Genomic DNA, 26801 nt, shown 5'->3' with positions numbered 1-26801 from the left:
CGGTTTATTGATATTTCGAACCTCTCGCAGCCCGTGGCCCCGTGCATCCGAATATCGACGATGTCAACGATCCAGCTCCTTGTGTCGAACGTCTCTTCCTGGCCGATCTCTGCCTGTTGCCGATTGTCGCGCCGAGATCTAACGAGCGCATCATATCAATGATGGCGGCCTCGATGCTCGCGTCCGTAAAGGCTATCGGTTGAACAGGTCGAAGTCGCGCAGCGCGATTTTCCGTGGCAGCGCGAGCCCCTGCTGAAAATTGCGGTTCGTCGGGAACATGCCGAAGGCGTAGTAATCAAGCATCTTCGTCCCCGTGATCGTGTACTGCGCACCGGCAGGCGGCTCGCCACCATTCGGCCATGCCAGCGTCCCGTCCGCGTTGACCGTCGGGATACCGCCCTCCACCACTGCCGTACCGTCAGGCGTCAACCAGAATACGCGCGTCACGCCGATGACCGACGTGGTCGTCCACAGCCTCTCCAGCGGGTCGCCGCTCGTCAGGACGAGGCTGAATACCTGCTGCGTGTTAAGAGCCGTCACGCGGTCGAATTGGCCCATTGCATAGACCGGCGATGCAGACGGGATCGTAATGACGAGGTCGCCCTGCTCGTACACACCGAACTGCGCCCATTCGCGTTGTGCGCGCTGCCCGGCGATACCAGCCACTCCATTGACCGGAGCGGCGTACTGACGCCCCCTACCGATGCACAGCGGGCACGACGGATTCGCCGCACCCGAGTGCGGATCAACGCATGGGCATGCGAACGACTGATACCACGCATACTGCTGGCCGATGTTGCCGTTCGGGCCAAGGAACTGATTGAAGGCCTGCGGACTGAATTGCATGCTTACCCCAGCGCCTGCGAGTTGATGCCATGGATCGACGTGAACAGGCCGCCGTTCGAACCCTTGGGACCAAACAGGTCTTCATTGATCTGGTCCTGCCACGCCTTGTAATTGAAGCTGTTCGACTGCGACAGGCCATCCGCCGAGATCGACGCGGACGCAGGCAGGTAGGCCATCTTCATGATCTTGCCGATAGCCATCCGCTTGACGAGGTCCACAAGGTCATCCCAGTGCTCTGCGAAGCTCGTAACCACGGTGCCATTGGCGTTGATCAGGCCGCACGTATAGCGCACGCCAACAGCCTGCGGATACGTCACAGCGCCGCCCATCGCCACGAGCGCGAACGCGCCGACCGGCGAAACCTGAGCCGCTGTGGTGGGCACAAGCTGCATGTCACCGTACTTGCGGTCAATCCGAATCCACTCGAACGGGACGACGTAGTTCATGAGGAACGGCGCCGGGAAAGCGACGGTCACCGACTGGACCTGCTGCACCGGCTTGTATGGCAGCCGCATGAGGCCCCAGCGCTCGCCTTCGAACATGGCCGGATCGTAGTCGAATGCGCCGATCGTGCGGTATCGCGTACCGGCTGCTTCGAGCGCGGCGATTTCATCGGGCAGCGCCGTATCGGGGATGATCTGCACGGCGTCAAAGAAGGTCTTGAGCAGGCGCTCGGCTTCCGTCTCGGCCGCAACCAGCTTGTCCCAAATCATCGCGTCCGTGACGACCGCATAGTTGATGTATTGCGCGGGCCCCATCAGCAACTGCGCGCGGAGATCAGCGACGGCGGCAGTTTGATCGGGGAATAGCGCGGTAGAGGTTTGCGATGCCATAGCGAGGGGTCCCGGAAGGATAGCCCTCAGTTTGGAATCACGATGCAAGCGGCAGCGTGTTGAATTTTTCGCCGGACGGCGAGAGGTTATTGAGCAGAGCGGGCGGCGCGGATCTTCATCAGCTTGATCAGGACCGCCGTGGCTTGCGCCTTCTGCTCGGCCGTAATGTGCGGCGGCAGCGAGTCGAGCTTCTCTTGCCATGCCAGCCACGCTTCCCGTACGAATTCTGACGGTGCAGAGTTCAGGGCGGCGATCTGATCGGAGTTCATGCCGAGACGATAGCGTGGAATCACTTGGTTTACAAGCGATTCTGCACCCTGCGAAAGTAGATGATCCGGAACCGGCCGAACTGGGTATAACGGCGACTGCGGCGCTCCATCCGCTTGCACCATCCCCGCAGTTCGAGCAGCTTCGCGTGGGCGCGATCGGCGTCCTCGGCGAGGCAGTTCGTGTCGAGCAACTCACGGCGCATGCATGCGGCGGCGTAGTCGAGCAGCGTGAGCTTTTCAGTCATTGGTCATGACTCCCATGGCGGGCGCGAGGATGTCGGTGAGCATCGAGTCCAGCCGCTCACCCATCGCGGCGTACTCGGGCGACGCGGCGAGGCGGCGCGCAATCGCTGCGGTTGCGTGAAGCCGCCCGAGCGGTTCGTTTGGCCCTTCCCGCCCGTCTTGGGTATGGATGGCATGCCAGTCAGTCCGGTATGGCGCCGCGCCGATACGCAACGCGGCACATAGACGGGTTGGCAGGCATCCAAGGATACAGAGCGAGTGCTTGTGAGCGATGCTGTTCAGAAGTGAGCCTATAAGAACGTCGGCTGCGGCACCAATCTCCACGCTACAGATGCTAAGTCATCCGTCTCAATGTGGGAGAACCGGGAGCCCCAATTGACCGCGCATCGGTCATACTACCTATGGTTCCCTTGAATCGCCCCCATCCTGGGCGTCGTTTCGGTTACCGAAGGAGGCCCCCGTGATCGTTAAGTCGAAAGGTCCCGACAAGCTATTTGGCAGATACAACGAACTTGTCCTCCTTCTGCTCGCGTTCGTGCTGACGACCGTCGTGGGCGGCATGTTGACCTACGCTTTCCAGACGAAAGCCAGAGCCAATGAGGAACACTCAGCGCGGCTTCAGGCAGATCTCGCGCGAGCGTCTCAGGTATCTGAGGAAATCAGTCGCACGCTCGATCGGCGTCTATACCGCACAAGAGTCCTGTTGTGGGCCATGAAGGATGACGCTCGGGATAAAGATTTGTCAGTTGCGCGGGATGACTACAGAGCAGCACTGGCCGACTGGAACGAGAATTTGAACCGGCGATACTCTCTCGCGGAATACAGTTTCGGCAGGCCAATGCGAATAACGTTGGAGGATGGCCTGACTGCGAGCTTCCTCGCCATTCACAAGGAGATAGATGACTGCCTGCGCAAAGCCGGAACGTGCGACCGCACTAAGATAGAAACTCTCGAAGACGTCATTAACGACCTCAATTTGAACGTCTATCGCTACGACACACAAATGCTATCCCTAATTCGCGCGGGAACCGTTGGCTCGTTCTTGTCGCCACCGGTACCCCTCCCTGATAGGTTCGACATGATCGTCTTTCTCGATCATTGGCAGACATTGATTGGAGCGACAGCGGGCGGTCTCATGGGCGTTGTAGGTGCGCTCATCGTCGCGTCGCGCGCGACCCGGCGCGAGCGGCGTATCGCGGCAAGTGCACTGCTTCCCGAGTTGATGAGCTTTCGCGGAGCTCATGAATCGCTGGAAGAACGTGCCCGTGCGAGCCAGTTCTCGCGGACCGAAGTAGAAAAGGCGACCTGTCGAAGCTTGGTGAGAGTTCAGCCTCCTGCTGTGATCTTGCACAGTCCCGCGCTCGGACAGCTATCCGACATTGATGCGAGGCTTTACGCCCACCTGAACCACTGCGAGTTGATTCATCGCTACTTCGAGCGTGGTCTCGCAGAGTTTGAGCGGATGGACAATGATGCCAAGGCGCCTATGCCTGCAGCGAATATTGCCGAGTCAGAGGAGCGCCTGCAGAAGAAGGCGGCAGACGTGGTAACGAACTGGCATCTCGTCGCCGAGCACGCTTCGTTGGCGAACTACTATCTGGATCGGTTCATTTTCAGGCGGTGGCCGGCCTGGGCATTCAAGCTGCGCATGCGGTTCTTGCCGAATGACCTTGATCAGCGCTCGAAGCATCTGCTGAAGACTGGAGAGTTACTGCGCGACAAGGATGCGAAGCCCTCAATCGACGAGGACAAGCCAATCTGAGCGCTGCGCTCCTAATGAGTCGCGTTTGTATTTGCATTGCCGGACCATTTGTCTCCCCATTTTAAATCGCAACCTTCGCCTTGGGGGGCATCCGGCCATCTGAGGCCTGGTGGAAATTCAGGTTCATGCCCCTTCTGGTAGCACGCGCCTAGAAACGCGCCGGAATCAAACCCGGCTGTCTCGTATGACAACACCTTGCCAGCTTTGACATGGCCAATTTGAAGGTCAGATATGTCGGCGCCGTCGAAGTTAGCGTTACGATAGTCGCCGGGTGATATTTTGGCGCCTCTAAGGCTTGCATCATAAAATAACGAGCCGTGACAATTACAAGCCTCCAACTCAGCGCCTTCGAAATTAACGTTTTCAATGTCGGCGTCAGTTAAGTCAACTGCGACAAGTTGCGCGTTTTCGAACGACGCTCCACTCAACAGCGCTCGACGCAGGTTAGTTCCTTCGAGATGTATGGCGTGAGCATCCAAGCTGGTAAGTGCCACTCCATTCTTTACGAGGGTCTCAAGAGCGAAGCTCTGGCCTTCATCGAAGCCCGCGCGCTTGTCGCCTTGCAGATAGTTTTGCAAGATCTGCCATGCGGCGATATTAGCTTGCTCGGGGCGATCGTGGATCAGTATCACCAGGGCAACCACGGTGGCAATGGACGCGATCAGCGTGGTCACATCGATGAAGAAGTGGAACGTGAACTCGGTGCGCAGACGCGCTCCGAATTTCCGGAAGAAGCCTCGGATCATTATTCACCTCGTTAGGCAGACACCTCACTTCGCACGCGCCAGTGCAATCGTAGCCTCTTTGCCACTGTGTTGTCCGTGCTCCACATTCTCAATCCACGCCCGGGTATCCGTGAGACGCGCACAGGCCGCAGCAGCGTAGCGCAAACTCTCAGTCATAGGTGAGGATATCCGGGAGCCGATCGTCGGCAAGCGCAGGGAGGATCGAATCGAGCGTCGCACCACACTGCGAACTTCGCGTCACACCAGCGGGCGAACTCGACGGCCAATTCCGGATGCAGCCACGTGCCGCCGCCGCTGTCGGCGCGCGCATTGCTCGTGTGATACCACTTACCAGCCATGCCGGTAACTGAATTTGAGTTACCAGCCGCGCCGGTAACTAACTCGTCATCCAGACCGGCGACGTATTCCAAGGTCGCCGTCTGACCGAGCCAGTCGTTCGGGCGCTTTTTGTAGCGTTTAGCTACCACCGTCGCATTGAACCAGGCCTCATTCGTGAACGACACTTCGAAGCCAGCGTGAGCTTGTCAGTCAGTCATTCGTCCGCACGCGCTGCGGTTCCGCGGGCTTTTCCTGCAATGGCGGAAAAGGGGCTTCCCCCCACAGGTGGAGCACTCAGGATATCGGCAAGCATCGCATCAGTCTCTGCGCACAGCCGGTCATAGTCCGCGCCCATCCGCGTATCGGCGGCGGTATGGATATCAGCCAGCGAGCCACCGGCACGCGGCAGAATCACCAGCGTGACGACCGGCCCATGCGGCTCGATCTTCGGGCGGCAGGCGCGCTTCGCCTCATTGCGCTCATCAATCATCCGGTCGAACGCCGCGCGGGCGATAAGGGCTTGCGCCTCAGACATCCTTCGCCTCCACATCGAGAACCTCGGCAGCCTTGCGGGTTTCCACAAAGCGCGCGGCGGACTCAGCGCGCCGAGCTACCGATTCGTCATCATTTGGCCCGTCAATCGAGAAGCCGGTCGTCATGTTGACGACAATGCGAACCGCACCGCGGCCAGCAGCCAGCACCGGCAACTGCATCAGCTTGATCCGAATCCAGTCCTCCAGGTTCTTGCGCTGCATCTCGTGGCGGATCTTCGTGGACTCGGCCAGCGTCTTTTGCCTGCGAGCAGCAGACACGTCACTTGGCTTCCGAGCCTCGGCAGCAAAGTCCGCCTGCAGCACGCGCAACTCTTGAGCGTGGCGGTCATTCTGAGCCTGCAGCAGTTTCTTGCACTCAGCCTCGGTCCAGTCCCTCAACTCCCATTCTGTCATGTCAGCCGGCGGCGTGGGGATGCTGTAAGCGCCAGGAACAGGAGCGCTCGATGCCTGCGGAGCAGAAGAAACCGGCGCGGCAGCATTTCCGGCAGCAGGGGCAGACTCGGCGCGACGTTCCCCCATCGGCGACGGCGTCCGGGTCGATGGAGCACGGGCATTTTCTGTAAATAATCCCGCAGCAGCCTTCGGGGAATTCACTCCCAAAATCGGAGCGTCAGAAGCCCGTCGCCAGCCCTGTTTCGTAATGAGCTTGTGCGCGTAGGTCTTAGAAACCTTAAGAAAATCAGCAACCTGCTGCGTGGTAAGGCCTGCGTCCTCAAACTCCCTGCGCACCCGCTCAATGTCGGCATTACTGACGCGGCTCTCTTTCGCCATGGCCCTTCTCCCTGTATTTGATGGGACCATCGTAGGGTCACGAACCGGTCTGCGTTCACCATCGTTCACCATTCATTCCCCATCGTTCCCCACCCCGAAAACGGGCTCAGATTGTAATTTCTCCAGTGTGGCGGACGAGGGCGGCGAGCGGGAATGCGGCAGGGAATCGAATGGCTGGATCTGCGGCGGCCCGGCGATGGTTCGCCCATGTCGTGCATCGGCAATTGTCTTCGGGCGGCTTGTGGAGCCTATGGCGGAAATGAAAAGGCCCCTGCATGGGTTCGGGCACCATGAGGGGCTTCTCGTTATCCGGTAAAGCACCCGCCGCACGGTTCCGGCCATGGGCGGGGTCACTGCATACCGATTACGGTCGGCTCACGTCGCAAGCACTCTGCTCGGCTCCGGAACACCTGTGGAGGTCGGGATAGGGCGATCATCAAACCCTTCGCGGCTGCCAAGTCCTGCGATGCGCCCGATGTTCTATGCTCCCATGTCGGCGCGCTGCACGGCGATGCTACCCAAGTACAGGTACCATATTCCGCTCACGACTGCGGAGCGACATCACATGCCGTGCGCGGAGCCGTACGCCGTCGGCGTCATGTCAAGCACCGGGTAACGCCCCACCGCACCATCAGCCCACGCGATTTCGATTTCTTGCCCGCCAGCGGGCGAATTCCAGCACCCGACGGCTTTATGCCCACCCGAGGACATGATCGTTGCCACGCCAGAGACGGGGATTGAATCCTGGTAGGGTTTCGGCCCTCCCTTGCACTGGGTATCTGTCAGGGCAATCTGGACGGTCGTGCTACCGGCTTGGAATCCGTCCGTAGCCAGTATCCCGGCATGGGCGCTCATGGCGGCGAGAGCCAGAAGTGTGGCGATTGCGATGCGTTTCATTGCGGTCATTGCTGAGCCTCGACGTTTCGAAGCGCGCGGCCTACCGCGTACTCATCGTCGCCGAACTCCCCCAGCACACGTACATCCTTCCCGGCCGCGCTCACTATGACCTCTGGATTCCACGACCCGCGACCGGCCATGTAGCGATGCTTTTTCACCACAAGATCGCCCACGTATTTCCCGTGGCTCACCACCGCGAAGCCGTTGCCGTCAGTAACGAACCGTTGACCGCCGTGCAGGGGAACGGCGTGTATAGCGCCAGCGACCGCCCATGCAGGCGTTTCGAAGTAAAGCGTCGCGCCGTCAACCGAGAATGTCAGCGAGCGGATGCCTGACAGTTCCGCCGTCGGGTCATTTGAGTGCGCCGCCGAAACGATCTTCGTCACATGGTGATCGGCGAGCCGCATCACATACACGTCAGCCAGCGGTCCGCTCTGAGGGTCATCTGATCCAGCCTGCTCGCCTTGGCGCAGCCGCGTGAACGCAACCAGCCTGCCGTCAGGAGAAAGGACCGGGCTCGCATCGGCACCGGTATCAGTCAGGACCGTGCGCTCGCCAGTCGCGGACGCGTACACGATATTTCCCCACTGAACGCCAACGGATTGAGCGTGCGCCGATGCAGCGGCGAGCGCGAGTAGTGCCGCGAGGATGGTCTTTTTCATGGTCTTCCCTCTTTTTGATGGCGCGATTGTGGCGTGGAATCTTAACGTTTACAACGGTTTCTTTGGGGCTACCCGCAGCGCGCGCCAGATGTCGTGCCCTTCGCCGACGCCAGCATAGAACGCATCGGCCTGCACTGTGCCCGTCGCGTACGGCCGCGGCAACTTGACGCCGTTGATGCGGAGTTCCAGAAGCGCGCGCACGCCGGCCTTGTATTCGGCGCTGCGCGGATCGCGGCCCGGCGAGAACGCCTTCTTCATGAGGTCGTCAACGTTCTTCATACCCGATCCCATCCGCGCGGCCGGCGCACGGGATGCGCTCGGAAATTCGGGCGCGGCTTCGTCCGGTACATCGGGATTTCCTGCAACTCCTCCAGCACCGCGTGGACCTCATGGTACGCATGCAAAAGGTGCGAATCTTCGACGCTCCCCTTAACATTGAAATAATCGATTGCCAGAAGGCGCTCGGCTATGACCGTCGCCACGGTCTGACGCGGCAGGAACGCCCTGTATCGATAGTCGCGGGCCTCAAGCTCCACCACCGGAACGTCTGCACCAAAGATCTGCTGCAGGTCACCAGTACGGCGCGCACGCACGACCAACAGGTTAGGATCGCGGTCGCTCGCGATGACGCTGATAAAGCTATCGTTAAAAAGTAGCCACATTTGAAAACCTCTTACTTGAACGATTTAAGATCGCGGGAGCGGCGAGCGATGAACTCGCAATGCTCCTGAGTCGGCTCCAGCGGCCGGATTGTCGGAAAGCGGATACGCAGGACCACGACCACGGTAAAAACGATCGACAGGACGCCGAGGTAGGCCAGCAGCAGGTATGAGTACGCATCCACCAGTAACCTCGTTGCGTCTTGTTGATCTTTGTCGGCGTTGCCGGGTTAGTGCGCGGCGGGAGCCAGCATCGGGCCAGCGAGCGCGACCATGACAACCAGGCCACTGCAGGCAGCAATGAGGCCACCGAGCCAGTAAGCGGCCAGCTCTACGACGGCGTCTTTCGTAACGTACTTAAACATGGCGAAACCCCTTAGTTCCTGTGGACTACTGATAGAGTTAGCCGCGGACGCCTGCTCGCGGCGATACGACTGGTTAGGCTAGAGCCTTCTCGTGCTCGGCTATCATCTCACCGGACCAATCACCGGAGAGCACGCGAATCGCGGCGAAAATCGAATTGGACGCTGCCAGCGCGCGGTCCATCAGCCCGAGTGCGTCGTCCATGCCGATGTCGCTACCATCCTTGACATGGTCAAGACAGGCCGCATGCGCGTCGCGGATGGTGCTGAGCCCAACGGCGGCGAGCAGCGCAACGTCAGACTCTCGGCGCTCCTCGGCGAGCATTTCAAGCGACGTGAAGGTGCCAGCGGACAGCGCGAACTGCGCCATCGCTTGGTCAAGCTGTTCCCGGCGCGTCTGTGTCGGTACGGCGGCGAGGTGCAAAACGTTGGTTTCGGTTTGAGCGTTCATAATGTTGTGGATGCCTAAATGTATGAAGTGGACTGTTTTCAGCGACGGGACGACTGGTTATACCTGAGCGGGTTTGAACACGACGGCCGCGCCGTTTGCGACTAGCTCGGCGGCCTTCTCCTCGCGCTGCGCTTCGGTTTCGAACGACAGCGAGCAAGCCACGCCACCGACCCCGTACTTGATCGAGAACGGGCGCTCGATGGCCTGGGCGACGGGATTTACGTACTGCAGGACTCTTGCTGTTTGCATCACTGTCTCCAGGTTGGTTCGTTGCTGCTGTGACCGAACTATAGTACGATGTATCTACGCAATCAAGTGATTTCGTAGATACATTTTCATTAGAGGAAACACCCATGGCTGAAAAGAGGCCACCAAATGACCGCGACCAAGGCAGAAAGCCCGTCAGCCCGACAGGCGAGGTAATGAAGGCGCGGCCGATCCGCATGACGGATGCCGAATGGGTCAAGTGCAAAGCGCTAGGCGGTGCAGCCTGGGTCCGCGAACGCATCCGGCTTGCAAAGCCACCCCTAGACGAGTGACGCAACACGCACGCAAACAAGGGAGCTGCGCGGTGGGATGGATTGCATGATGGTCATTCCTTTGTAGCGTGGTTCAGAGGGGGCGAACGAATCATCGTTACCCCCAATCCCGTCGTGGCGCTTAGAACGGGATTTCTGATTCGTCGCGCGCGATGTCGAGGAACGCCTCGCGGTCCTTCAGGATCGGATCGCCGTTGTCGTAGCGCATGGCGAGCGCGTCGCGCATTGAGACGGTCCCGGCAATGATCGCGTCCCACAGGTCGGACTGGCGCTTGCGGTCAGCGGGCGAGCGCGGGTCTACATACTTCTCGCGCTTCGGCGCACCGTGCAGGCAGTTGTGGCAGGCCGTCTTGAGGCGAGCCTGGGCCTTCTTCACTTCGTCTTTCGCGACCAGGTAGGCATCCCATTCCTTCGCCGTATAGGTGCGGAACGCCGGATCTTTGTGGTCCACGCGCTCCAGGCCGTTAAATTCCTTGAACTGCTCGGCCATGATGATCGCGCTGTTGAATGCGCACTTGGCGGTACGCTCCAGCGCGTACAGGTCCAGCGCACGCTTCGCGACCTCAGCCTCATCCCAAACACGCGTCACAGGGCGGCGAGCCGGGCGCGTGGAGGCTTCCTTGCGAATCGACACTACGTTGCTGCATGTGGCGCAATGTTCTTCAGCATCCGCGATGATTTCATTGAAACGATCCATGATCAATCCCTTAAATTTAGTTATCCTACTGTTCATTTCGTCGCAGATCTGCTCGGCGTTGGCCCTGCTTAGACTTTGTTCTGCCGCGCGATGAATTCGAGCAGCGCCTGCCGGATCAATTCCGAGATGGTGCGGCCATCCCGGGCGGCGATAGCATTCAGCGGTTCAAAAATCTGCAGGGGCATAACAAGGTGTAGGCGCTTCATGTTGCATACTCCAATACAGGTTGTTTGCGGCGGGCCGCAGTGGCACCGCCGCGCATAAGTTACTCAGTCGCCTTGGCGGCTTCCTTCGCTGCGCGCCGCGCGGCTGCTTCGCGCGTGGCGCTCTCTACCTCCTCATCCACGTCGCCATCCTTGGGCGAATGCTTTGCGCGGTATGCGTCGCGATCAAGGTTGTACTCGGCCCACTCGCGCGCCAGCCATGTGACACCCTTTGCCGTGATTTTGGCGGTCGTGTAGGCGCGGTTTGTGTCGTGGTCTACGCCAGTCTTCACCTTGAAGCGCTTCAGGTGACGATGCTGCGCCCGCGGAACGAGCGCACCTTCAAGGCGGTACATGCAGCGCAGCGCGTTCACCATGAAGTCCGTGAAGTCGCGCTCGTTCTCAATATCGAGCGCCTGGCAGGTGCTGCGCACGCCGAGCAGGCCATCAGCATCGACGTACCGCTTCACGAACTCCACATCCTTAGCTTGTTCCGCTACCGCCAGCCGAAGCTGGTTGCGTTCCGTCTCTGCGACCGCACGACCACGGAACTGCTGCGCCCACGCTTCAGCCGCAGCAGCCGGGTCCTCAAAGTTTGGAAGCGCGGCGGCGGGGCGCGGCGGATGCGCAGCTTTCATGCGGCGCAACTCCTCACGCATAAGCGTGAACGCGTCCACGAGGCGAACCTGCCCGGCGCGCGACTTCACGCCGCCGATAAACGGCATCGAAATCAGAGCGCCGCGCTCAGTCAGTTCGATGCACGGCTGTTTGCGACCGCGTCCGTCCACATACTCAATCTCCCTGAAATCGGGGAGATTAAGCGTCTTGTCTGCGATCAGCGAACGCAGACTATCCATGACCTTGTCGTGGCGGCGACCGAACTCCTCGTGCATCGTCACCGAGTCCGTGACGATCCTGCCATCGGCGCGCACACGAACCAGGCCAGCATCAGCTTGGAGCGGTGCCATCAGGCCATCCGGCGAACCGGCACGGACATTTGAAACTTGATTCACGTCAAAACTCCCAGTTGTCGGAGTCGTGAAAACACCATTGACTTGTCGTTTGGTGCGTTCACGATTCCGTGTACTTCAGCAATCGGGTCGGCGGCGACCACCGCCGCCTTCCCTCCTCACCTCCAGCTACTGGGTTTCCTCGGTACTACTTTGATTCGGCCGCTTCATGTTCGGCCAGGTCAAGCACCATTGCTCGACCGTTGATGCCATTTTATGCGTCACGACCCACGCAATACACATTCGATGTGGGTATCTCGATGCACGCGTCCATCGTTTCCCCCGGCACATCAAGCGATTTATCATTGTTCAACACTCCGACAAAACGAGAGTCTTCGATCACGTTTTCTAGGTTCTCTCAGATTGGCGACCTACCGCTTTGCGTTCGCCGCCCTCCTCGCGTTCTCTGCTCGCGCCTTGGCGGACTGCGCGCTGTACTCCGTGAAGTCCGGAATCTTCACGCCGCCGTCGGCATCTTCTAGCCAGCCGCACGACCACAGCGCCTCGGCGAAGCCGGGGACGCCCACCTTACGGTCGATCGCCTTGCGCGACATGCCATACAGGAGGCCATCGACGCTATGCGCGTCCGCAGTGCTCCACAGCCAGAACAGACTGCCGACGATCTTCGCCTCGCCAACATCGCACAGGTCGGCCATGGCGCTCACCCGTGGGTCATCCCACAGGTTTGTCCTCATGCGAATCCAGTCCGTTGCTGCCATGGCTAGAACGCCTCGCCAGGCTGCTCGCGCTTGCGCTGCTGTGCCTCAAACGCAGCACGGTACTGCGCGAAGTCATCCTCGGACGTGCCGAATACGGAACTCATGACCTGTCCAATGCGATCAGTCACTGCGGATTTCTTCGCGTGGATGATCGGGAAAATATCTGCTTTCAAGGCAAAACTCCTTCGGTTTGAAAATCCGCGTCCGAAAATTTGCGGACAGAATCCGGACAAAAAGCGCCGAGTCACGGACGATCCATGGACAAACCACGGATTAGCTATGGCCTAGCGATAGCTGAGCCATAGCTTTGCTTCGGCTTGCTTTGGTTATCCCAAAGGTTAACCATCCCCCTAACCACGCCTCAACCATGTCCTTATCCAAACCACGCTAGGCCCTTGTTCGGCCGCCATTCCGGCCTAGCAGACACTGCTCCATCACTCAGCGCCGCCAACGCGATTCCCGCCCGTAGGATTCCCAATCGACGCCCTGCGAGGCAAACCGATTAAAACGCCCCACGAGCCGCTGGCGATACCCGCCGCGTTGCCAAGGTACTCACCGAGTCACCCCATCGTCGTCACGGGGCTGTGTGCAAACCAGCATCGATTCTGGAACTCACTCGCTGCCCTGCAAATCACATACACACAATCGAACGCCAGTTCGATGCCCACCCGGCGAGGGTCAGCAAGCGCTCTCCGCGCGCACGCGTATCCACCCTGTAGAAACGCTAGTGGACCACCAAGGCAGTAGGCGCTCGCCGCGCGGGCGTCGCGCGACTGGCGTCGCACGACCGTTCACATTCTTAGAACCACAGGTTTTTCTCTCTCTCCCTCTCACTGTCCCTATCCCTCTCCCTCTCCCTATCCCTCTCTCTTGGATCGGGACATTGAGGCGACAGGGCCGGGACGTCCCAGGGGACAACACACCATGTCACCCGGGACACGTCACCATGTCAGCCGGGACAATTCCTCCTGTCGCCAGAGACATCGCAGGGACATCACGTGTCACTCGGGACAATTGCATATGTCACCCGGGACAACTAAGGGACAGCGCAGGGACACCGACCGCGCAAATTTTGTGCTCCTAGCCAGTCCCCTGGCTGTCCCCCGGGACATCCAGCTTCTGTCCCTGGGGACATCCTTGGGACATCCAATCTTCGAACGACGGGCGCGGGACGTTCGTCTTATGGCGCTCGTTGTGCTTTTTGATGCGGGCACATTCGGTATTCCAGCGCTGCTTAAACTTCCCTTGCCAGGCGGAAATAGCCTTCTCTGCTACGACAGGATGGTAGAGGCGGCCATCCGAGCACTTGACCCAGCCGCGCATCGCTCCATCCTTTACAGCCTTCCATCCTTCAGTGTCGCGACCGTAGCCAATGAGATTTGCAAGCACGCGATCATCGTCAGGCAGCGACGCAGCGGGGACTTGATGCCACGCAGCGCACCAAAGCAACACTGCAGCGCGGAACTCGTCGCCAGTAGAGAGCGCAGCAAGGTCGCTATCACGCAGGCGCAAGGCATCAAGCGGAAAGAATTGAAAATCGCGAAGGTCGCAATCGAACGGCGTCAGCGGCTCGGGCGTGCAGTTGAGAGCTTCCATTACTCAACGCCCCCGATATCGTTAATGGTCCACGCCTGCGCCTCGCGGTAGCCACAGACCACAATGCCACCCCCTACTTCGGCGATAAGCCCGACAGCCAGGAGGGCGTCGCCGAGGCCGGGAACGTCCACGATTGCATCCACGCTCTGTGCATCCATGTCGCGCACGATGCCGTCGTCAACGGCCTGGTCTGCCGCCGCCATCCACAGCGTCAAAATGCAGTGGAATACCTTACCGACATGCACCCCGAGGCGCTCACTGACTCCGAGCACGCGACCGTCACGGGCGAGCCCAACGGGAAAATTGATACACGTGCGGGCCATTACATGCCTCCCACCGTACCGCTATCTACTTCTGAAAACATGGCGACTCCTTTGCCGTTAGTACTACTTACGTCAGACCGTTGATCGGGGCCTAGAAACGCAAAAAGCCCCGGAACTTTCTTTGGTTGGCGAGCGATGCGGTTGAGAGCCGCGCCGACAGGCAAGGGACAGGGACCTTGGATGTCGAACTATCACTCGACCACCGAAAAAAGCTACGGGGCCGACACTACGTTACTGCTCCTGTCATCGGTTTCTCACGCCGACGGACCGCATTAAAAGGCAAATCAAACGGCAAGTAAACTTCCCCAAAAGCAGAATTCACGCTATGCGTGAGTTTATTTTTAGAGTTGTACGAAAAGGGGCCTATTTGTGCTGCTGCCCTTAAGTCGTTAAAAATAAATTGAACGGCCACCAGTAATGGATTGATCGGCGCGGGTTGTTCAAAAACGTATATGGTCGAGTTTCGTGCTTGTTGCGGCTAAAGCAGATTTGCCCGATGGTGGCGACTTTCGCACCCACACGTTGACGATATGACTACATTCTTTGGACTCTCGGCGCTCACAACGAGCTACCGGTCGCCGCGCGTAGGCCGCGCCGCCGAGCGTCGCTATACCGACACCATCCGGACGCTATGCGAGGCGCGCCAGCACGATTCTGCGCAGCCGGAAGCGGGAGGCGGATCACCCGCGCCAGCACGCACGCCACGGCGCGCACCGGGACGCAAGCCGGCGAACGGCGGTGACGACGCAGACCCCGAGCCGGAGCGACGATACACTCTGAGCGCAGTCGCGCATGAGGGCTTGACCGTCCAGACCGCCGACGGCCAGCGCGCGCGGCTCTGCGTGGTCACGGATGACGGCGAGATCCTGAGCGGCGATGTCTGCGCTGAGGCGTTCAAGGTCGCGGTCGCTGCGTACCGGCAGTTCCTGCAAGGAACCGGGCATCTGCGCGTGCTATCGAAGCCGCCGGATCTTTCTAAGCGATAACAAAAAACGGCACCACCAGGTGCCGTTTTTTTGACTACATGATCTATCGACCACGCAGTGTGGCTTTCGCAGCATTCCAACGACTCAGGATCTCGTCACGATTTCTGACAACGAAACCCGGCAGAATGTAAGGGAAGCCGTGCGGGTAGTGCATAGCGTATTGCCGGTCGAACTCATCTTCCAGGTTTGAGCAAGCGTCGGAGATGTTCTCAAGAACCTCGCTCCCCGCCACTTGGGCCACAAACGTCGACTTCGAAAAATTGAGCAGCGTTATCGACTGGCGAAGCGCTTTGACGAATGGAGCCACCTCCACCGGATCAAGAATCGGCACGCGTGCGAAAAGGCGGTTCAGGCGATAAATTGCCGTTTGCAGTTCCTGCGCCTCATGCTCCGAGAATGCAGCACTCTCATGAAACGCAAACGCCTTTTTGCGAAGTTCCTCCAGCGAAACCAGGATTTTATCGAGCGCCGCTCGCACCTCTTTGCGCCGCTCGCGCGCCTCGCTGAAGAAGTGAGTCGCCGCCCAGCCCACGATGGCGACAGACGCGGCAAGCCACGCGAGCGACGAACTGCTGCTCGCAGCGCACGGAACGCACCCCGTCATTGAGCATTTGAGCGGCGTTCTTCTTCCGCATCGTTAACGTACTCCCATATTTCCGTCAGCAAACTTATGTCGGACGAAATAAGGTCAACGTGGTCGCGGATCTCTTGGGCCGAGTAGCCCTCACGCACCAGCCCACCGAAAGCCTCTTCCAGAAACGAGGACCCGTAGCCTCGGGCGCCGTCGAGATCAATGGAGATATGCTCGTTCTCACGGAGCGCCGGCGACAGATACCGCTTACGAAACAACTCGCCACTGAAAGGGCCGTCGCCCAAGAAGCGTCCCGCGGGGTATCGCGAGAACTGTTTCGCAAGGATGATCGAGCTCATCATTCCGCCCTCCCGGCTAAGGGAATCTGCCAATTAATTAACGTACCCAAAATACTACCACCCATCTGGTGAACCTTCACTTCGCCTTGTGCTGTTCTCCGGTAGATCCCTCGGTTGCTATACACAGCGACCGAGGCTCCCCGAACGGCCTCTATGACCTTCACGATTTGACCAAGGCCCTTACCGCGATGCCCTTTCTTTGTTCGACTCACGCTGTCGGCAACCGCGGCCTCAATCACCCGAGCGTCGCCCCGGTTATCCCACCGCATGATTCTCCGCCAGACTTCTGGGCGACTGCCCGGCAGCGTGCCCGAGATCCCGGCGCCGAGGTCGCAAAACACGACCGATAGCTTTCCTTCCTGCTCAGCCGAAAACATCCACCAGTCGCCCTTCATCTGCATGTCGAGCCCGTCGAGCCTTGGCGAAACGTACGCATGGTTCACGACGTTAGTCATCGCTTCCGACACCCCACGATACAGCGCGGAGCTAAGCGCTGGCGTTATCTCCCCATCGTAATCCGAAAGCACGTCGTCAAATCGGCTGCCCTGAGCCCCAGAACCATACGCATGTCGCCACATCACGACATCGTTATCCCGGGGCTGAACCGCGCATTCGACTCCAAGCATTTCGAAAAGCCCAACCTGCTTCGCTACCTGTGCCACTTTGTCATTTAACGGCACGGTACACGTAATTTTGAACTTACCTTCCGTGTACTTTAGCAGGCGGCGCAGTTCGGCGACGAGCAACAGCATGCCATCAGAAAACACTCGCTCCGTCCTGTCGAAGGAAATCAGGATCTCGATACCGGTGCGCGCGCACCTTCTAAGCTCCCGCAACCCATCAAGCATATGCGTCCGAAATGGCTCAATCGCAAGGTTCACCTGTCTGGGAACGTGCCATACCCTCCCGCCCTTTTCCAACACCGCGATTGCACGGTTCCGACTTGGTCTGGCGGCGTTCCGCTGGGCGCGTCGTCGCTTCCTGCGGGATTCGCGCGCCAGCGATGCCTGCTGTCTTCGGGCACGTCGCTGCCAGAACAACTCTCGTTTGCGGTCGATTTTTTTGATTTGATTACCCCGAGCAATTGATATGCCAGTTAGATCTACCGACCGGCAGCCCACCTCTCCCTGACGCCCTTGATGGAGCCACGACCAGAGCGACGCGATTCTATCCGCCGCTTCGATGACGCGTCAAACTGACTGCGACCCTTTCGTCGCACTCCCGAAATTACAAAAGCCTCGGTCGATGCCGAGGCTTTCTGTTTCCTGCTCACCTGCTATTATTGCGTGCGACCCGAGTTTACTTAGGCTACCTCAAGGGCAGCCGAGGCTGACGAAACCGACCTTCGGAATCGATGGGGTCGGCACGGCGGGGGAAATGGTCTGCGACATAGGTGGGTCCGGCGTATAGCGGTGACGATGGCGACAAATGGGGACGGTGCGGCAAGGCTAAGGGTCCGATGGTCACAAAGACCACTGCCCGGACAGCGTCCCGCGCACGCAACCCTTCATTGTACCGCGCCGGCGACCGTGCAGTCGGTCGGGTGGCGGAGCGTTGCTGGGCCAAGTTGGCCGCGTGCTGCGCATAGACGCGCCGGTATCACATCGTTGAATGCCAGGGCGCGCTCGATCACCTCAAGAATTTCACGCGAATCATGCAAGCGCCGGATGGCTGCATGCAGTTCGGCAGCCTGCGGCCAGGTCCGCTTCAGATAGCTGAGCCACATTTTGACGCGCCCGTGCTCATGACGGGCCGCGACCCGGGCTTGCAATTTTTTCAGGTAATCGGCGAGATAACCAAGGACAGCCGGCCATTCCTCGCCGGATGGCGACCGGTCCATCAGTCCGCGTATCCGCAGAGCCAGGAAAGGATCCGACACGGCGCCGCGCCCGATCATCACGTCCGCGCAGCCGCTGACCGCCCGGCACCGTTCCCAGTCGGCCACCGTCCAGACTTCTCCGTTGGCAATGACCGGCACGTCCACGGCGGCGTCGATATGCGCGATCCACTCCCAGTGGGCCGGCGGCCGGTAGCCATGATCACGCGTTCTGGCATGCACGACGAGGGAGGCCGCGCCGCCCTCTGCCAGCGCCGTGGCGCAGTCGATCGCAAGCGAAGTATCGGACACGCCGAGCCGCATTTTTGCTGTCACGGCGATGCTGGCAGGCACCGCGGCGCGAACAGACGAAACGATCCGGTTCAGTTGCTCAGGGTGCGCCAGCAGCATCGCGCCGCCACCGTGCCGGTTGACGACTTTGGCGGGACAGCCGAAGTTCAGATCGAGTCCATGCGGCGACAGACTGGCCGCCTGGGCCGCATTCAGCGCCATCCATTCAGGATCGCTGCCGAGCAGTTGGATCACCATCGGCGTGCCGCAAGGTGTACGGCCTCCGTGGAGGACTTCGGGCGTATCCCTCTCGTAGACACGCTCGGGAAGCACCGAGCCCGTCACCCTGACGAACTCGGATACACACCCGTCGAACCCGCCCGTGCTGGTCAGCACGTCGCGCAACACGTAGTCCGCGAGCCCTTCCATGGGCGCAAGAAACAGCTGGCTCATGTGAGAACGCCGCCCAAGCTGTTGTTGCGAAGCTTACGGTCAGCCAAGGCTGACAAATCCGGCCCCAGGAATCGAGGGCGTGGGTGCGGTAGGGAAACGGGTGGCCGACATAGGTGGGACTGGCATACAGCGGTGGCGACAGATGGGGAAGGTGCGACAAGGGCTGCGGGGTCACAGGATCAAACAGACCACGAGGACCACACCCCGAGACAACGTCAGCGCACGCAACCCGCGATAGTACCGCGCCCGCGGCCGTTAGCTTGCGCCCGGCGCGCGGACCGCCGCGGCCGTGTGGCGAGCGCGTAAAGACATGCTCACCACGTCGGTGTCGCGCTGCGCCGTTACTTCTTCTCCGGCTCCGGATCGGTTTGCGGATTAGCCGGCGTGGCCGGCGCTCCAGCCGCATTCACCGGCCCACCCGGCGTGAACGGGAAGGTGGCGAACATCGATTTCGCCTGGTTCTGCATCTGCTCCTGCATCTGCACGAACATGTTCTTCGACTGTTCGATGTAGCTGGTCATCATGCCCTGCATCATCGGCGCCTGCATGTTCATGAACTGCGACCAGACTTCGGGGTTCATCGCCTTGCCTTCGTACAGATTTTTCGATTGGTCGGCGAGTTTCGCCTGAATATCGATGAAGGCCTGAATATTCTTTTCCAGATACGTGCCCATCATGCCCTGCATCGCATGGCCGTAGAAACGGATGATCTGCGACAGCATCGACGACGAGAACATCGGCAAGCCACCGCTCTCCTCTTCGAGAATGATCTGCAACAGGATGGCGCGCGTCAGATCCTCGTTGCTCTTCGCATCGATGACCTTGAAATCCTCCTGATCCAACACGAGCTGCTTAACGTCCGTCAGCGTGATGTACGTGCTTGTCTCGGTATCGTAGAGCCGGCGATTCGGATACTTCTTGATCAATCGTTCGGCTGTTTTCTTTGTAGTAGTGGTCATGTAACGCCTTTGAGCGCAAGTTAAGCGCCGAAACGGCGTCATGGACTGTGCGATCGGGCAATCGCACAGTCGAGACGCCGCCGGAACCATCTGAGCAGAAGCGCGCTGCCTTGTGAGCGGCGCGCCCATCACTCAGCCCATATGCAAACCGCCGTTCAGCGAAAAATCAGCGCCCGTCGAGAAACCCGATTCGTCCGAGGCGAGCCATGCCACGATCGAGCCGATTTCATCCGGCTGACCGAGACGGCGCACCGGAATCGTCGCGACGATCTTTTCCAGCACGTCCGGGCGGATCGACTTGACCATATCCGTGCCGATGTAGCCAGGCGACACAGTGTTGACCGTCACGCCCTTGGTGGCCACTTCCTGCGCCAGCGACATCGTGAAGCCGTGAATGCCGGCTTTCGCGGTCGAGTAGTTGGTCTGGCCGAACTGCCCCTTCTGGCCGTTCACCGACGAAATGTTGATGACCCGGCCAAAACCGCGCTCGACCATCCCGTCGATCACCTGCTTGGTGACATTGAAGAGGCTGGTCAGATTGGTGTCGATCACCGCCGTCCAGTCTTCGTGCGTCATCTTGCGGAATACGACGTCGCGCGTGATACCGGCGTTGTTCACAAGGATATCGACCTCACCGACTTCGGCCTTGACCTTGTCAAACGCCGCCTTGGTCGATTCCCAGTCGCCGACGTTGCCTTCGGACGCAATGAAATCATAGCCAAGCGCCTTCTGCTCTTCGAGCCATTTCACGCGGCGCGGCGAGTTCGGGCCACAGCCTGCGACTACCTTGAAGCCCTCTTTGTGCAGCCGCTGGCAAATGCTCGTGCCGATGCCACCCATGCCGCCCGTTACGTACGCAATTCGCTGTGTCATAAACTACACTCCGTTATCGTTTTCGAGGCGCCGACCGGCTGCCCCTTCCCTCGCCTGGTGCTTCATCTCCACTGCCGCCGGGCGACCGGCCGACGAGGCCAATGCTCACCGCGCGCCACCTGCTGCCAAGTAACGCGCGGCAACCCTGCTTACTTACCGCCTGCTAATCCACTTGCGCCTGCACGAGGCCGGTTAAGCACGCTCGAGTGCCAGTGCCACGCCCATGCCGCCGCCGATACACAGCGACGCCAGACCCTTCTTCGCATCGCGCTTCTGCATTTCGTGCAACAGCGTGACGAGAACCCGGCAACCGGACGCGCCGATCGGATGGCCAATCGCGATCGCGCCGCCGTTCACGTTGATCTTCGACGCGTCCCAGCCCATCTGCTGATTCACAGCCAGCGCCTGCGCGGCAAACGCTTCGTTGATTTCCATCAGGTCGAGATCGGCCGGCGTCCAGCCCGCGCGCTCGAGACAGCGGCGCGACGCGGGCACCGGGCCCATGCCCATCACCTTCGGATCCAGACCCGAGGTGGCGTAAGCCTTGATACGCGCGAGCGGCGTGAGGCCGAGCGCTTCGGCCTTCTTCGCCGACATCACCAGCACCGCCGCCGCGCCGTCGTTCAGGCCCGACGCGTTGGCCGCCGTGACCGTGCCTTCCTTCGAGAAAGCCGGCTTCAGACCGCCCAGCGATTCAGCCGTCACGCCGTGACGCACGAACTCGTCGGTTGCGAAACGCAGCGGCTCGCCCTTGCGTTGCGGGATCTCGACCGGCACGATTTCGTCGTTGAAGCGGCCCGACTTCTGCGCGGCTTCCGCCTTGTTCTGCGACAGCGCCGCGAACGCGTCCTGCTGCTCGCGCGTGATGCCGTATTCCTTGGCGACGTTTTCCGCTGTCACGCCCATGTGGTACTGGTTATAGACGTCCCACAGGCCGTCGACGATCATCGAATCGATCAGCTTCGCATCACCCATGCGGAAACCGTCGCGCGAGCCCGGCAGCACGTGCGGCGCAGCGCTCATGTTTTCCTGCCCGCCGGCGATCACGATGTCCGCATCGCCCGCGATGATCGCGTTGGCCGCCAGCATCACCGCCTTCAGTCCCGAGCCGCACACCACGTTGATCGTCATGCCGGGCACGGCCGTGGGCAGCCCCGCCTTGATCAGCGACTGACGCGCCGGGTTCTGACCCGAGCCTGCCGTCAGCACCTGCCCCAAGATGACTTCGCTGACCTGCTCAGGCTTCAGGCCGGAGCGTTCGAGCACGGCGCGAATCACGGTGGCGCCGAGTTCGGGCGCGGCAATCTTCGCCAGCGACCCACCAAATTTGCCAACTGCCGTACGGGCGGCCGATACGATCACAACATCAGTCATTTCTATATCCTCCGGGCACATCGGCCAACGACGCCGTAGCCCGTCAAGTTAAAAATCTCGTTGCTCCAGCGCCCTTGCTCAATCAGACGCACACTAATACCGCCAAACAAATCGCGCCTTCAAGCGCACTAAAGCCTACTCCCGTTGCCGCACATAACGCCCCGGCGCCGGTTCGATTGCCGGGAATTCAGCGGAGCCGGCTGTGGCGCGCGGTTTCACTTTCTTGCCGCCATACTGGTCGAGCCACGTGGTCCATTCGGGCCACCAGCTGCCAGGCACCTCGGCCGCCTGATCGAGCCATTCGTCCGGGCTTTCCGGCAATGTCTTGACGTCGCCTTCCAGCGTCCAGTAGTTGCGCTTGTTCTTCGCCGGCGGATTAATCACCCCTGCGATATGACCCGACGCGCCGAGCACGAACTTCAGCGGCCCGGTGAGCAACGGCGCCGACGCATAAGCGGTTTGCCACGGCACGATATGGTCTTCGCGTGAACCGTAGATGAAGGTGGGCACATCGATCTTCGAGAGGTCGACCGGCTCGCCGCAGGTGGTCAACGCACCAGGCTCGCGCAGACGATTCTCCAGATACGTGTTGCGCAGATACCAGACATACATCGGGCCCGGCAAACTGGTCGAATCGCTGTTCCAGTACAGCAGATCGAACGGCACCGGCGTACGGCCTTTGAGGTAATTGTCGACGACGTAGTTCCACACCAGATCGTTCGGCCGCAGGAACGAGAAGGTATTGGCGAATTCGATGCCGCGCATCAATCCGGGCGCGCTGCCGTTCTTGCCGCCGATGGTCTGCTCGCGCATCTGCACATGCGCCTCGTCGACGAACACGTCGAGCACGCCCGTGTCAGAGAAGTCGAGCATCGCGGTAAGCAAGGTCATCGACGCGGCCGGATGCTGGCCGCGCGCTGCCGCCACCGCCAGCGCCGTGGCAAGCATGGTGCCGCCCACGCAGAAACCAAGCGTGTTGATCTGCTCGCGACCGCTGATCTTGCTGACCGTGTCGATCGCCTTGAGGACGCCTTCGCCGATGTAGTCGTCCCACGTCTTGCTCGCGATCGATGCGTCCGCGTTGCGCCACGAAATCAGGAACACCTGATGCCCCGAATCGAGTCCGTGCGCGACCAGCGAGTTCTCGGGCTGTAAATCGAGAATGTAGAACTTGTTGATGCAAGGCGGCACGATCAGCAGCGGCCGCTCACTCACGGTGGCCGTGCGCGGCTTGTACTGGATCAACTGCATCAAGTCATTTTCGAACACCACCGAGCCTTCGGTGTTCGCGAGATTTTCGCCGACCACGAAACGTGATTCGTCCGTCTGCGAAATCTTGCCGCGCTGCATGTCGCCCAGCAGATTCATCACGCCCTGGCGCAAGCTCTCACCTTTGCTATCGAGCAAGGTCTTTTGCGCTTCCGGATTCAATGCGAAGAAGTTACTGGGCGATGCCGCCGCGGTCCATTGCTGAATGGCGAAACGGATGCGCTCGCGCATCTTCGGTTCTGTTTCGAGCGCGTCGACCATTTCCTGCAGATAGCGTGCGTTCAACAGATACCACGCAGCGGTAAATGCATAGGCCGGCGCCGAGCTCCACGCCTCGGAACTGAAGCGGCGATCCTTGAGTTCGGGCGCTTTCGTCGTTGAGGCGGTCGCCTGCTGAATCAGCTCCATCGCCTCGCGCGAATAATCGGTTTGCAGCTTTTGCAGACGCTCCGACGGAATCGCGGCGCTCGGAACGTTGAGTCCGGCGAATGAAGGCATGGACGGCAGGGATCCCGCCGCCAGCTTGCTGAAGTCAGGCATGCCGGGGAACGGCGGCATCTGCGGCAGACCCATTTGCGGCATCTGGGGCATCGGGAAAGTCATGCCGTTGCCACCGGGCGGCGTGCCGGGCGAACGCCATGCGTTCATCCAGGTTTCGAATAACTGCTGCATGCCTGCGGCTGATGTTGCGCCGCTCGTACCGGCCTGCTGCGTGTGCTCCGTCGAGGAGTCCGTGCTGGGGGAAGCTGAGGAATGTGATGCTGCCATACCTGCTTTTACCGGTAAGTCCTTGCGGACGGGTTGAGAGGCAGGTTCATGCGCACGTGGGCGATTGCTCGCGACCTCGTCACGCCCTGTCCCATGGTCGAGGAGCTGTGAGGAACATTCTTGCTCCCCATCGCAAGGCATGTCAATGCTTGTTCCCGATTTTGCCGCAGTGCGATAGTTTTTTAATTATCGTTTTCCCTGTGTAGCAGATCGCGCTTTTGGAACATGGGTTCGTCGGTGCCAACGCAAATGGAAAAAGCTCCCACACTGCACGGCCTTATCTCAATTTATCCATTCGCGCACGAACACTTTTGGTGGCAGATTTACGCATGCGCGGCGAATTCCGGCAGCGCAGCAAAAAAGCGTGCCGCGCCTCCGAATAAACCCTCATACGTTTGCCAGCAGGAGGGCGTCGCGCTTACTGCGGTGGGCGCCAAGGCGGCTGACTTATTCCGCGATCGTCTGCGCCTGATCGTCCAGCCAGATGAGCGCAGCCATGCGGCCAGTCTCGCGATCGCGGCGATAGGAATAGAAACGCTCACGTTGCGTGACCGTACACAGATCGCCGCCGACGATGCGCGTCACGCCGAGCCGCTGCAAGCGCAAACGCGCCAGCACGGCGAGATCGGCGAGATATTTGCCGGGGTTTTGTGGATGCACAATGAATGCATTCGCCGTGGCCTCGCGTTGCGCGCCTTCCACGCCGTTCATGAAGGCGTCACGCACATCTGCACCCACCTCGAAGGCGTTCGGCCCGATCGCCGGGCCGAGATAGGCGTGCAACGACGCGGCCTCCACGCCGGCAAGAGCGGCGACGCGTTGCGCGGTCTGCTCGACAATTCCCGCCGCCAGGCCGCGCCACCCGGCATGGGCCGCACCGACGGCGCGGCCCGCTTCATCGCACAGAAGCACCGGCATGCAATCGGCCACCATCACAACACACACGGTGCCGGGCCGATCGGTGACGCTGGCATCGGCGCGTGTCGGCGTGCCGATTGCGCGAGCCTGCTCGAGCACGTCTTCGGCACGCACGATGCCGGCGCCGTGAATCTGTTCGAGCCATGCGGCCTCGCCTACGCCGGCCAGATTCAGCAACCGTGCGCGATTGGTTGCCACCGCGGCGGGATCGTCACCGGCTTTCATCCCTAGATTCAGGCCGCCGGGCTGGTCCGTGCCGTCCTGCCAGCGGCCGAACGGCGACTCGCTCACGCCGCCGTTGCGCGTGGTGACGAGCGCGCGCACACGCGGCGACACGTTCCACGCGGGTTGCACAACATCGGCAAAGCTCAGCTCGGGCAAGCTCATGCGTGATCGTCCTCGTCGTGTTCGTCACCTTCGTCGTCAGCACCGTCACCGTGTGCTTCGCCTGCGTCGGCATCATCGTCGTCCAGCGAAGCGTCGCCCGGCGAGGCGTCGTAGTCGTCTTCCTCATAGTACGTCTCGTCGAACTCGCCCGCATCGTCACGCCCAAGGCCAAGCGCCGCCGACAGCACCTGCATGTCTTCCGGTGCATCGGCGCGCCATTGCATGGTCCGGCCGGTTTGCGGATGGATCAGGCCGAGGCGCCACGCATGCAGCGCCTGACGCGCGAAACCGTCCGGTAGCGGCGTCACCGAGCGCTTGCCGCGCGCCCGCCCATAAACCGGATCGCCAAGCAGTGGATGGCCGATATGCGCGCAATGCACGCGAATCTGATGGGTACGGCCGGTTTCCAGATCACAATGAATCGCGGTGACCGGCTGACGCTGCCAGATCGCCGTATCCACGCGCCGGAAATGCGTGCGCGCCGCTTTGCCCGATGCGCTCGTCACCACCGCCATGCGTGTGCGTTCGCGCGGATCGCGGCCGATCGGCGCATCGATCGTGCCTTCTTCTGGCATGTTGCCCCACACCAGCGCGAGATAACGGCGCTTTACCGTGCGCGCCTGGAGCTGGCGCACCAGATCGGTCTGCGCCTCGAGCGTGCGCGCCACCACCATCAGGCCGGAGGTTTCCTTGTCGAGCCGATGGACGATACCGGCACGCGGCAGGCCCGCCGCGGCGTCGCCATAGCGGTACAGCAGACCGTTCAGGACTGTGCCGCTCCAGTTGCCGGCCGCCGGATGCACAACCATGCCGGCCGGCTTGTTGATGACCACCAGCGTGTCGTCCTCGTAGACGATCTCAAGCGGCACCGGCTCGGGCGTGAACGCGAGTTGCTCCGGCAGCAGATCGGGCACGAGCTCGATGGTGGCGCCAAGCGGCACCGGCTGACGAATCTTCGCCGGCTTGCCGTCGATGCGCACCCGCTCCGACTCGATCCAGCTTTGCAGCCGGTTACGTGAAAACTCCGGAAAGAGTCGGGCGATCACCTTGTCAAGGCGTTCACCGGCCAGTTCGTCGGGCACGACGACGCTGCGCGGCGACTCGTCCGCCACGGGGCTGGCCACCGTCGGCACCCTGCTTTGCAGGCCGGCGGAGGCTAGCGCGTCGCTGCCGAGATCGTCGTCGAGTGAATCGGCGCCCAACGCGTCGGAGGGGTCAGCGCTTACGCTATAATCTTTGTTGCTATTCCCGGCACCGGTTGCGGCGCCTGGAGTATTTGAGCGGGTCATTGAGTCTGGGTCACCTGGACGTAAAGCT

General features: G+C 60.6%; 35 protein-coding genes. 2 read left to right on the top strand and 33 right to left on the bottom strand.

The genetic code is table 11. The features are described 5' to 3' along the window. Nucleotides 1-192: 192 nt before the first annotated feature. The 4 genes from GNZ12_RS24195 to GNZ12_RS24180 all read right to left on the bottom strand — a co-directional run bounded on the left by GNZ12_RS24195 (nt 193) and on the right by GNZ12_RS24180 (nt 2193). Complete coding sequence (locus GNZ12_RS24195; protein ID WP_172314391.1) at nt 193-846, bottom strand: hypothetical protein; 654 nt, start codon at nt 844-846, stop codon at nt 193-195. A gap of 2 nt (nt 847-848) precedes the next feature. Continuing rightward, nucleotides 849-1679, bottom strand: coding sequence for a hypothetical protein (locus GNZ12_RS24190; protein WP_172314389.1), 831 nt, complete (start codon nt 1677-1679; stop codon nt 849-851). 86 nt (nt 1680-1765) lie between these two features. Continuing rightward, complete coding sequence (locus GNZ12_RS24185; protein WP_172314387.1) at nt 1766-1948, bottom strand: hypothetical protein; 183 nt, start codon at nt 1946-1948, stop codon at nt 1766-1768. A gap of 29 nt (nt 1949-1977) precedes the next feature. Further along, nucleotides 1978-2193 carry a hypothetical protein gene (locus GNZ12_RS24180; RefSeq protein WP_172314385.1) on the bottom strand — a complete coding sequence of 72 codons (216 nt, stop codon included), beginning with the start codon at nt 2191-2193 and terminating at the stop codon, nt 1978-1980. A 458-nt stretch (nt 2194-2651) separates the two neighbouring features. Between GNZ12_RS24180 and GNZ12_RS24175 the strand changes: the two genes are divergently transcribed. Continuing rightward, nucleotides 2652-3953: a hypothetical protein gene (locus GNZ12_RS24175; protein ID WP_172314383.1), complete on the top strand. Its 1302-nt coding sequence runs from the start codon at nt 2652-2654 to the stop codon at nt 3951-3953. 11 nt (nt 3954-3964) lie between these two features. Here the strand turns inward: GNZ12_RS24175 and GNZ12_RS24170 are convergent, their stop codons facing one another. The 19 genes from GNZ12_RS24170 to GNZ12_RS24085 form a co-directional block, all read right to left on the bottom strand. After that, nucleotides 3965-4699, bottom strand: a complete 735-nt coding sequence (locus tag GNZ12_RS24170; RefSeq protein WP_172314381.1) for a pentapeptide repeat-containing protein — start codon at nt 4697-4699, stop codon at nt 3965-3967. 152 nt (nt 4700-4851) lie between these two features. After that, nucleotides 4852-5202, bottom strand: coding sequence for a KilA-N domain-containing protein (locus GNZ12_RS24165; RefSeq protein ID WP_172314379.1), 351 nt, complete (start codon nt 5200-5202; stop codon nt 4852-4854). Between the two features lie 29 nt (nt 5203-5231). After that, nucleotides 5232-5552: a hypothetical protein gene (locus tag GNZ12_RS24160; RefSeq protein ID WP_172314377.1), complete on the bottom strand. Its 321-nt coding sequence runs from the start codon at nt 5550-5552 to the stop codon at nt 5232-5234. Continuing rightward, nucleotides 5545-6342, bottom strand: coding sequence for a hypothetical protein (locus GNZ12_RS24155; RefSeq protein WP_172314375.1), 798 nt, complete (start codon nt 6340-6342; stop codon nt 5545-5547). Before GNZ12_RS24155 ends, GNZ12_RS24160 begins: the two co-directional genes overlap by 8 nt. 561 nt (nt 6343-6903) lie before the next feature. Then, a complete protein-coding gene (locus tag GNZ12_RS24150; RefSeq protein WP_172314373.1) occupies nt 6904-7239 on the bottom strand; it encodes a hypothetical protein in 336 nt (111 codons plus the stop codon). A gap of 5 nt (nt 7240-7244) precedes the next feature. Next, nucleotides 7245-7901: a TolB family protein gene (locus GNZ12_RS24145; protein WP_172314371.1), complete on the bottom strand. Its 657-nt coding sequence runs from the start codon at nt 7899-7901 to the stop codon at nt 7245-7247. Between the two features lie 48 nt (nt 7902-7949). Then, nucleotides 7950-8180 carry a hypothetical protein gene (locus tag GNZ12_RS24140; protein ID WP_216673338.1) on the bottom strand — a complete coding sequence of 77 codons (231 nt, stop codon included), beginning with the start codon at nt 8178-8180 and terminating at the stop codon, nt 7950-7952. After that, on the bottom strand, nt 8177-8563 hold the full coding sequence (locus GNZ12_RS24135) for a hypothetical protein (RefSeq protein ID WP_172314367.1): 387 nt from the start codon (nt 8561-8563) through the stop codon (nt 8177-8179). The genes GNZ12_RS24140 and GNZ12_RS24135 overlap by 4 nt, the downstream gene beginning before the upstream one ends. Before the next feature lie 11 nt (nt 8564-8574). After that, complete coding sequence (locus tag GNZ12_RS24130) at nt 8575-8745, bottom strand: hypothetical protein (protein WP_172314365.1); 171 nt, start codon at nt 8743-8745, stop codon at nt 8575-8577. A gap of 45 nt (nt 8746-8790) precedes the next feature. Further along, nucleotides 8791-8925 carry a hypothetical protein gene (locus GNZ12_RS45080; protein WP_268959049.1) on the bottom strand — a complete coding sequence of 45 codons (135 nt, stop codon included), beginning with the start codon at nt 8923-8925 and terminating at the stop codon, nt 8791-8793. Between the two features lie 73 nt (nt 8926-8998). Beyond that, nucleotides 8999-9373 (bottom strand): hypothetical protein, encoded by a 375-nt coding sequence (locus GNZ12_RS24125; protein WP_172314363.1) that lies wholly within the window; start codon nt 9371-9373, stop codon nt 8999-9001. Between the two features lie 57 nt (nt 9374-9430). Further along, on the bottom strand, nt 9431-9622 hold the full coding sequence (locus GNZ12_RS24120; RefSeq protein ID WP_172314361.1) for a hypothetical protein: 192 nt from the start codon (nt 9620-9622) through the stop codon (nt 9431-9433). A 411-nt stretch (nt 9623-10033) separates the two neighbouring features. Next, nucleotides 10034-10609 carry a hypothetical protein gene (locus tag GNZ12_RS24115; RefSeq protein ID WP_172314359.1) on the bottom strand — a complete coding sequence of 192 codons (576 nt, stop codon included), beginning with the start codon at nt 10607-10609 and terminating at the stop codon, nt 10034-10036. 68 nt (nt 10610-10677) lie between these two features. Beyond that, complete coding sequence (locus GNZ12_RS24110) at nt 10678-10815, bottom strand: ribbon-helix-helix protein, CopG family (RefSeq protein ID WP_172314357.1); 138 nt, start codon at nt 10813-10815, stop codon at nt 10678-10680. Between the two features lie 59 nt (nt 10816-10874). After that, nucleotides 10875-11825 (bottom strand): phage antirepressor KilAC domain-containing protein, encoded by a 951-nt coding sequence (locus tag GNZ12_RS24105; RefSeq protein WP_172314355.1) that lies wholly within the window; start codon nt 11823-11825, stop codon nt 10875-10877. A 368-nt stretch (nt 11826-12193) separates the two neighbouring features. Beyond that, on the bottom strand, nt 12194-12541 hold the full coding sequence (locus GNZ12_RS24100) for a hypothetical protein (RefSeq protein WP_172314353.1): 348 nt from the start codon (nt 12539-12541) through the stop codon (nt 12194-12196). Nucleotides 12542-12543: 2 nt separating this feature from the next. Then, on the bottom strand, nt 12544-12714 hold the full coding sequence (locus GNZ12_RS24095) for a hypothetical protein (protein ID WP_172314351.1): 171 nt from the start codon (nt 12712-12714) through the stop codon (nt 12544-12546). 907 nt (nt 12715-13621) lie between these two features. Further along, on the bottom strand, nt 13622-14137 hold the full coding sequence (locus tag GNZ12_RS24090; protein WP_172314349.1) for a DUF1376 domain-containing protein: 516 nt from the start codon (nt 14135-14137) through the stop codon (nt 13622-13624). After that, complete coding sequence (locus GNZ12_RS24085; protein ID WP_172314347.1) at nt 14137-14460, bottom strand: hypothetical protein; 324 nt, start codon at nt 14458-14460, stop codon at nt 14137-14139. Before GNZ12_RS24085 ends, GNZ12_RS24090 begins: the two co-directional genes overlap by 1 nt. 530 nt (nt 14461-14990) lie before the next feature. Between GNZ12_RS24085 and GNZ12_RS44530 the strand changes: the two genes are divergently transcribed. Further along, on the top strand, nt 14991-15446 hold the full coding sequence (locus GNZ12_RS44530) for a hypothetical protein (protein ID WP_235993861.1): 456 nt from the start codon (nt 14991-14993) through the stop codon (nt 15444-15446). A gap of 43 nt (nt 15447-15489) precedes the next feature. Here GNZ12_RS44530 and GNZ12_RS24075 read toward each other — a convergent pair whose 3' ends face one another. The 10 genes from GNZ12_RS24075 to GNZ12_RS24030 form a co-directional block, all read right to left on the bottom strand. Then, nucleotides 15490-16050, bottom strand: coding sequence for a hypothetical protein (locus GNZ12_RS24075; protein ID WP_172314345.1), 561 nt, complete (start codon nt 16048-16050; stop codon nt 15490-15492). Continuing rightward, nucleotides 16047-16379 (bottom strand): STAS-like domain-containing protein, encoded by a 333-nt coding sequence (locus tag GNZ12_RS24070; RefSeq protein ID WP_172314343.1) that lies wholly within the window; start codon nt 16377-16379, stop codon nt 16047-16049. The genes GNZ12_RS24075 and GNZ12_RS24070 overlap by 4 nt, the downstream gene beginning before the upstream one ends. Continuing rightward, on the bottom strand, nt 16376-17224 hold the full coding sequence (locus tag GNZ12_RS24065) for a hypothetical protein (protein WP_172314341.1): 849 nt from the start codon (nt 17222-17224) through the stop codon (nt 16376-16378). The genes GNZ12_RS24070 and GNZ12_RS24065 overlap by 4 nt, the downstream gene beginning before the upstream one ends. A 659-nt stretch (nt 17225-17883) precedes the next feature. Beyond that, nucleotides 17884-18936: a tRNA dihydrouridine synthase gene (locus GNZ12_RS24060; protein WP_172314339.1), complete on the bottom strand. Its 1053-nt coding sequence runs from the start codon at nt 18934-18936 to the stop codon at nt 17884-17886. 341 nt (nt 18937-19277) lie between these two features. Continuing rightward, the gene (gene phaR, locus GNZ12_RS24055; RefSeq protein WP_172314337.1) at nt 19278-19895 is read right to left on the bottom strand and encodes a polyhydroxyalkanoate synthesis repressor PhaR; all 618 of its coding nucleotides are present in this window, start codon (nt 19893-19895) and stop codon (nt 19278-19280) included. A 132-nt stretch (nt 19896-20027) separates the two neighbouring features. Beyond that, nucleotides 20028-20768, bottom strand: a complete 741-nt coding sequence (locus GNZ12_RS24050; RefSeq protein ID WP_074284259.1) for a 3-ketoacyl-ACP reductase — start codon at nt 20766-20768, stop codon at nt 20028-20030. 192 nt (nt 20769-20960) lie between these two features. After that, a complete protein-coding gene (locus tag GNZ12_RS24045; RefSeq protein ID WP_172314335.1) occupies nt 20961-22142 on the bottom strand; it encodes an acetyl-CoA C-acetyltransferase in 1182 nt (393 codons plus the stop codon). Between the two features lie 135 nt (nt 22143-22277). After that, nucleotides 22278-24083: a class I poly(R)-hydroxyalkanoic acid synthase gene (gene phaC / locus GNZ12_RS24040; RefSeq protein ID WP_172314423.1), complete on the bottom strand. Its 1806-nt coding sequence runs from the start codon at nt 24081-24083 to the stop codon at nt 22278-22280. A 543-nt stretch (nt 24084-24626) separates the two neighbouring features. Further along, the gene (gene pgeF / locus GNZ12_RS24035) at nt 24627-25484 is read right to left on the bottom strand and encodes a peptidoglycan editing factor PgeF (protein WP_172314333.1); all 858 of its coding nucleotides are present in this window, start codon (nt 25482-25484) and stop codon (nt 24627-24629) included. Continuing rightward, a complete protein-coding gene (locus GNZ12_RS24030) occupies nt 25481-26773 on the bottom strand; it encodes an RluA family pseudouridine synthase (protein WP_172314331.1) in 1293 nt (430 codons plus the stop codon). Before GNZ12_RS24030 ends, pgeF begins: the two co-directional genes overlap by 4 nt. Nucleotides 26774-26801: the final 28 nt, after the last annotated feature.

It is taken from the genome of Paraburkholderia solitsugae, from assembly GCF_013177695.1.
GTDB classification, from domain to species: Bacteria; Pseudomonadota; Gammaproteobacteria; order Burkholderiales; family Burkholderiaceae; genus Paraburkholderia; species Paraburkholderia solitsugae.
The sequence above is the reverse complement of the archived record's forward strand: the minus strand, read 5'-3'. Positions and strand labels throughout refer to the sequence as shown.

What these genes read in the sequence shown, in the direction of transcription:
- GNZ12_RS24110 (WP_172314357.1), bottom strand. Translation starts at nt 10,815, where the DNA reads ATGAAGCGCCTACACCTTGTTATGCCCCTGCAGATTTTTGAACCGCTG.
- GNZ12_RS24160 (WP_172314377.1), bottom strand. Translation starts at nt 5,552, where the DNA reads ATGTCTGAGGCGCAAGCCCTTATCGCCCGCGCGGCGTTCGACCGGATG.
- GNZ12_RS24030 (WP_172314331.1), bottom strand. Translation starts at nt 26,773, where the DNA reads ATGACCCGCTCAAATACTCCAGGCGCCGCAACCGGTGCCGGGAATAGC.
- phaR (WP_172314337.1), bottom strand. Translation starts at nt 19,895, where the DNA reads ATGACCACTACTACAAAGAAAACAGCCGAACGATTGATCAAGAAGTAT.
- GNZ12_RS24065 (WP_172314341.1), bottom strand. Translation starts at nt 17,224, where the DNA reads ATGCTTGATGGGTTGCGGGAGCTTAGAAGGTGCGCGCGCACCGGTATC.
- phaC (WP_172314423.1), bottom strand. Translation starts at nt 24,083, where the DNA reads ATGCAGCAGTTATTCGAAACCTGGATGAACGCATGGCGTTCGCCCGGC.
- GNZ12_RS24100 (WP_172314353.1), bottom strand. Translation starts at nt 12,541, where the DNA reads ATGGCAGCAACGGACTGGATTCGCATGAGGACAAACCTGTGGGATGAC.
- GNZ12_RS44530 (WP_235993861.1), top strand. Translation starts at nt 14,991, where the DNA reads ATGACTACATTCTTTGGACTCTCGGCGCTCACAACGAGCTACCGGTCG.
- GNZ12_RS24145 (WP_172314371.1), bottom strand. Translation starts at nt 7,901, where the DNA reads ATGAAAAAGACCATCCTCGCGGCACTACTCGCGCTCGCCGCTGCATCG.
- GNZ12_RS24120 (WP_172314361.1), bottom strand. Translation starts at nt 9,622, where the DNA reads ATGCAAACAGCAAGAGTCCTGCAGTACGTAAATCCCGTCGCCCAGGCC.
- GNZ12_RS24070 (WP_172314343.1), bottom strand. Translation starts at nt 16,379, where the DNA reads ATGATGAGCTCGATCATCCTTGCGAAACAGTTCTCGCGATACCCCGCG.
- GNZ12_RS24195 (WP_172314391.1), bottom strand. Translation starts at nt 846, where the DNA reads ATGCAATTCAGTCCGCAGGCCTTCAATCAGTTCCTTGGCCCGAACGGC.
- GNZ12_RS24050 (WP_074284259.1), bottom strand. Translation starts at nt 20,768, where the DNA reads ATGACACAGCGAATTGCGTACGTAACGGGCGGCATGGGTGGCATCGGC.
- GNZ12_RS24150 (WP_172314373.1), bottom strand. Translation starts at nt 7,239, where the DNA reads ATGAAACGCATCGCAATCGCCACACTTCTGGCTCTCGCCGCCATGAGC.
- GNZ12_RS24140 (WP_216673338.1), bottom strand. Translation starts at nt 8,180, where the DNA reads ATGAAGAACGTTGACGACCTCATGAAGAAGGCGTTCTCGCCGGGCCGC.
- GNZ12_RS24190 (WP_172314389.1), bottom strand. Translation starts at nt 1,679, where the DNA reads ATGGCATCGCAAACCTCTACCGCGCTATTCCCCGATCAAACTGCCGCC.
- GNZ12_RS24085 (WP_172314347.1), bottom strand. Translation starts at nt 14,460, where the DNA reads ATGGCCCGCACGTGTATCAATTTTCCCGTTGGGCTCGCCCGTGACGGT.
- GNZ12_RS24170 (WP_172314381.1), bottom strand. Translation starts at nt 4,699, where the DNA reads ATGATCCGAGGCTTCTTCCGGAAATTCGGAGCGCGTCTGCGCACCGAG.
- GNZ12_RS24185 (WP_172314387.1), bottom strand. Translation starts at nt 1,948, where the DNA reads ATGAACTCCGATCAGATCGCCGCCCTGAACTCTGCACCGTCAGAATTC.
- GNZ12_RS24135 (WP_172314367.1), bottom strand. Translation starts at nt 8,563, where the DNA reads ATGTGGCTACTTTTTAACGATAGCTTTATCAGCGTCATCGCGAGCGAC.
- GNZ12_RS24060 (WP_172314339.1), bottom strand. Translation starts at nt 18,936, where the DNA reads ATGAGCCAGCTGTTTCTTGCGCCCATGGAAGGGCTCGCGGACTACGTG.
- GNZ12_RS24115 (WP_172314359.1), bottom strand. Translation starts at nt 10,609, where the DNA reads ATGGATCGTTTCAATGAAATCATCGCGGATGCTGAAGAACATTGCGCC.
- GNZ12_RS24125 (WP_172314363.1), bottom strand. Translation starts at nt 9,373, where the DNA reads ATGAACGCTCAAACCGAAACCAACGTTTTGCACCTCGCCGCCGTACCG.
- GNZ12_RS45080 (WP_268959049.1), bottom strand. Translation starts at nt 8,925, where the DNA reads ATGTTTAAGTACGTTACGAAAGACGCCGTCGTAGAGCTGGCCGCTTAC.
- pgeF (WP_172314333.1), bottom strand. Translation starts at nt 25,484, where the DNA reads ATGAGCTTGCCCGAGCTGAGCTTTGCCGATGTTGTGCAACCCGCGTGG.
- GNZ12_RS24155 (WP_172314375.1), bottom strand. Translation starts at nt 6,342, where the DNA reads ATGGCGAAAGAGAGCCGCGTCAGTAATGCCGACATTGAGCGGGTGCGC.
- GNZ12_RS24045 (WP_172314335.1), bottom strand. Translation starts at nt 22,142, where the DNA reads ATGACTGATGTTGTGATCGTATCGGCCGCCCGTACGGCAGTTGGCAAA.
- GNZ12_RS24075 (WP_172314345.1), bottom strand. Translation starts at nt 16,050, where the DNA reads ATGACGGGGTGCGTTCCGTGCGCTGCGAGCAGCAGTTCGTCGCTCGCG.
- GNZ12_RS24180 (WP_172314385.1), bottom strand. Translation starts at nt 2,193, where the DNA reads ATGACTGAAAAGCTCACGCTGCTCGACTACGCCGCCGCATGCATGCGC.
- GNZ12_RS24090 (WP_172314349.1), bottom strand. Translation starts at nt 14,137, where the DNA reads ATGGAAGCTCTCAACTGCACGCCCGAGCCGCTGACGCCGTTCGATTGC.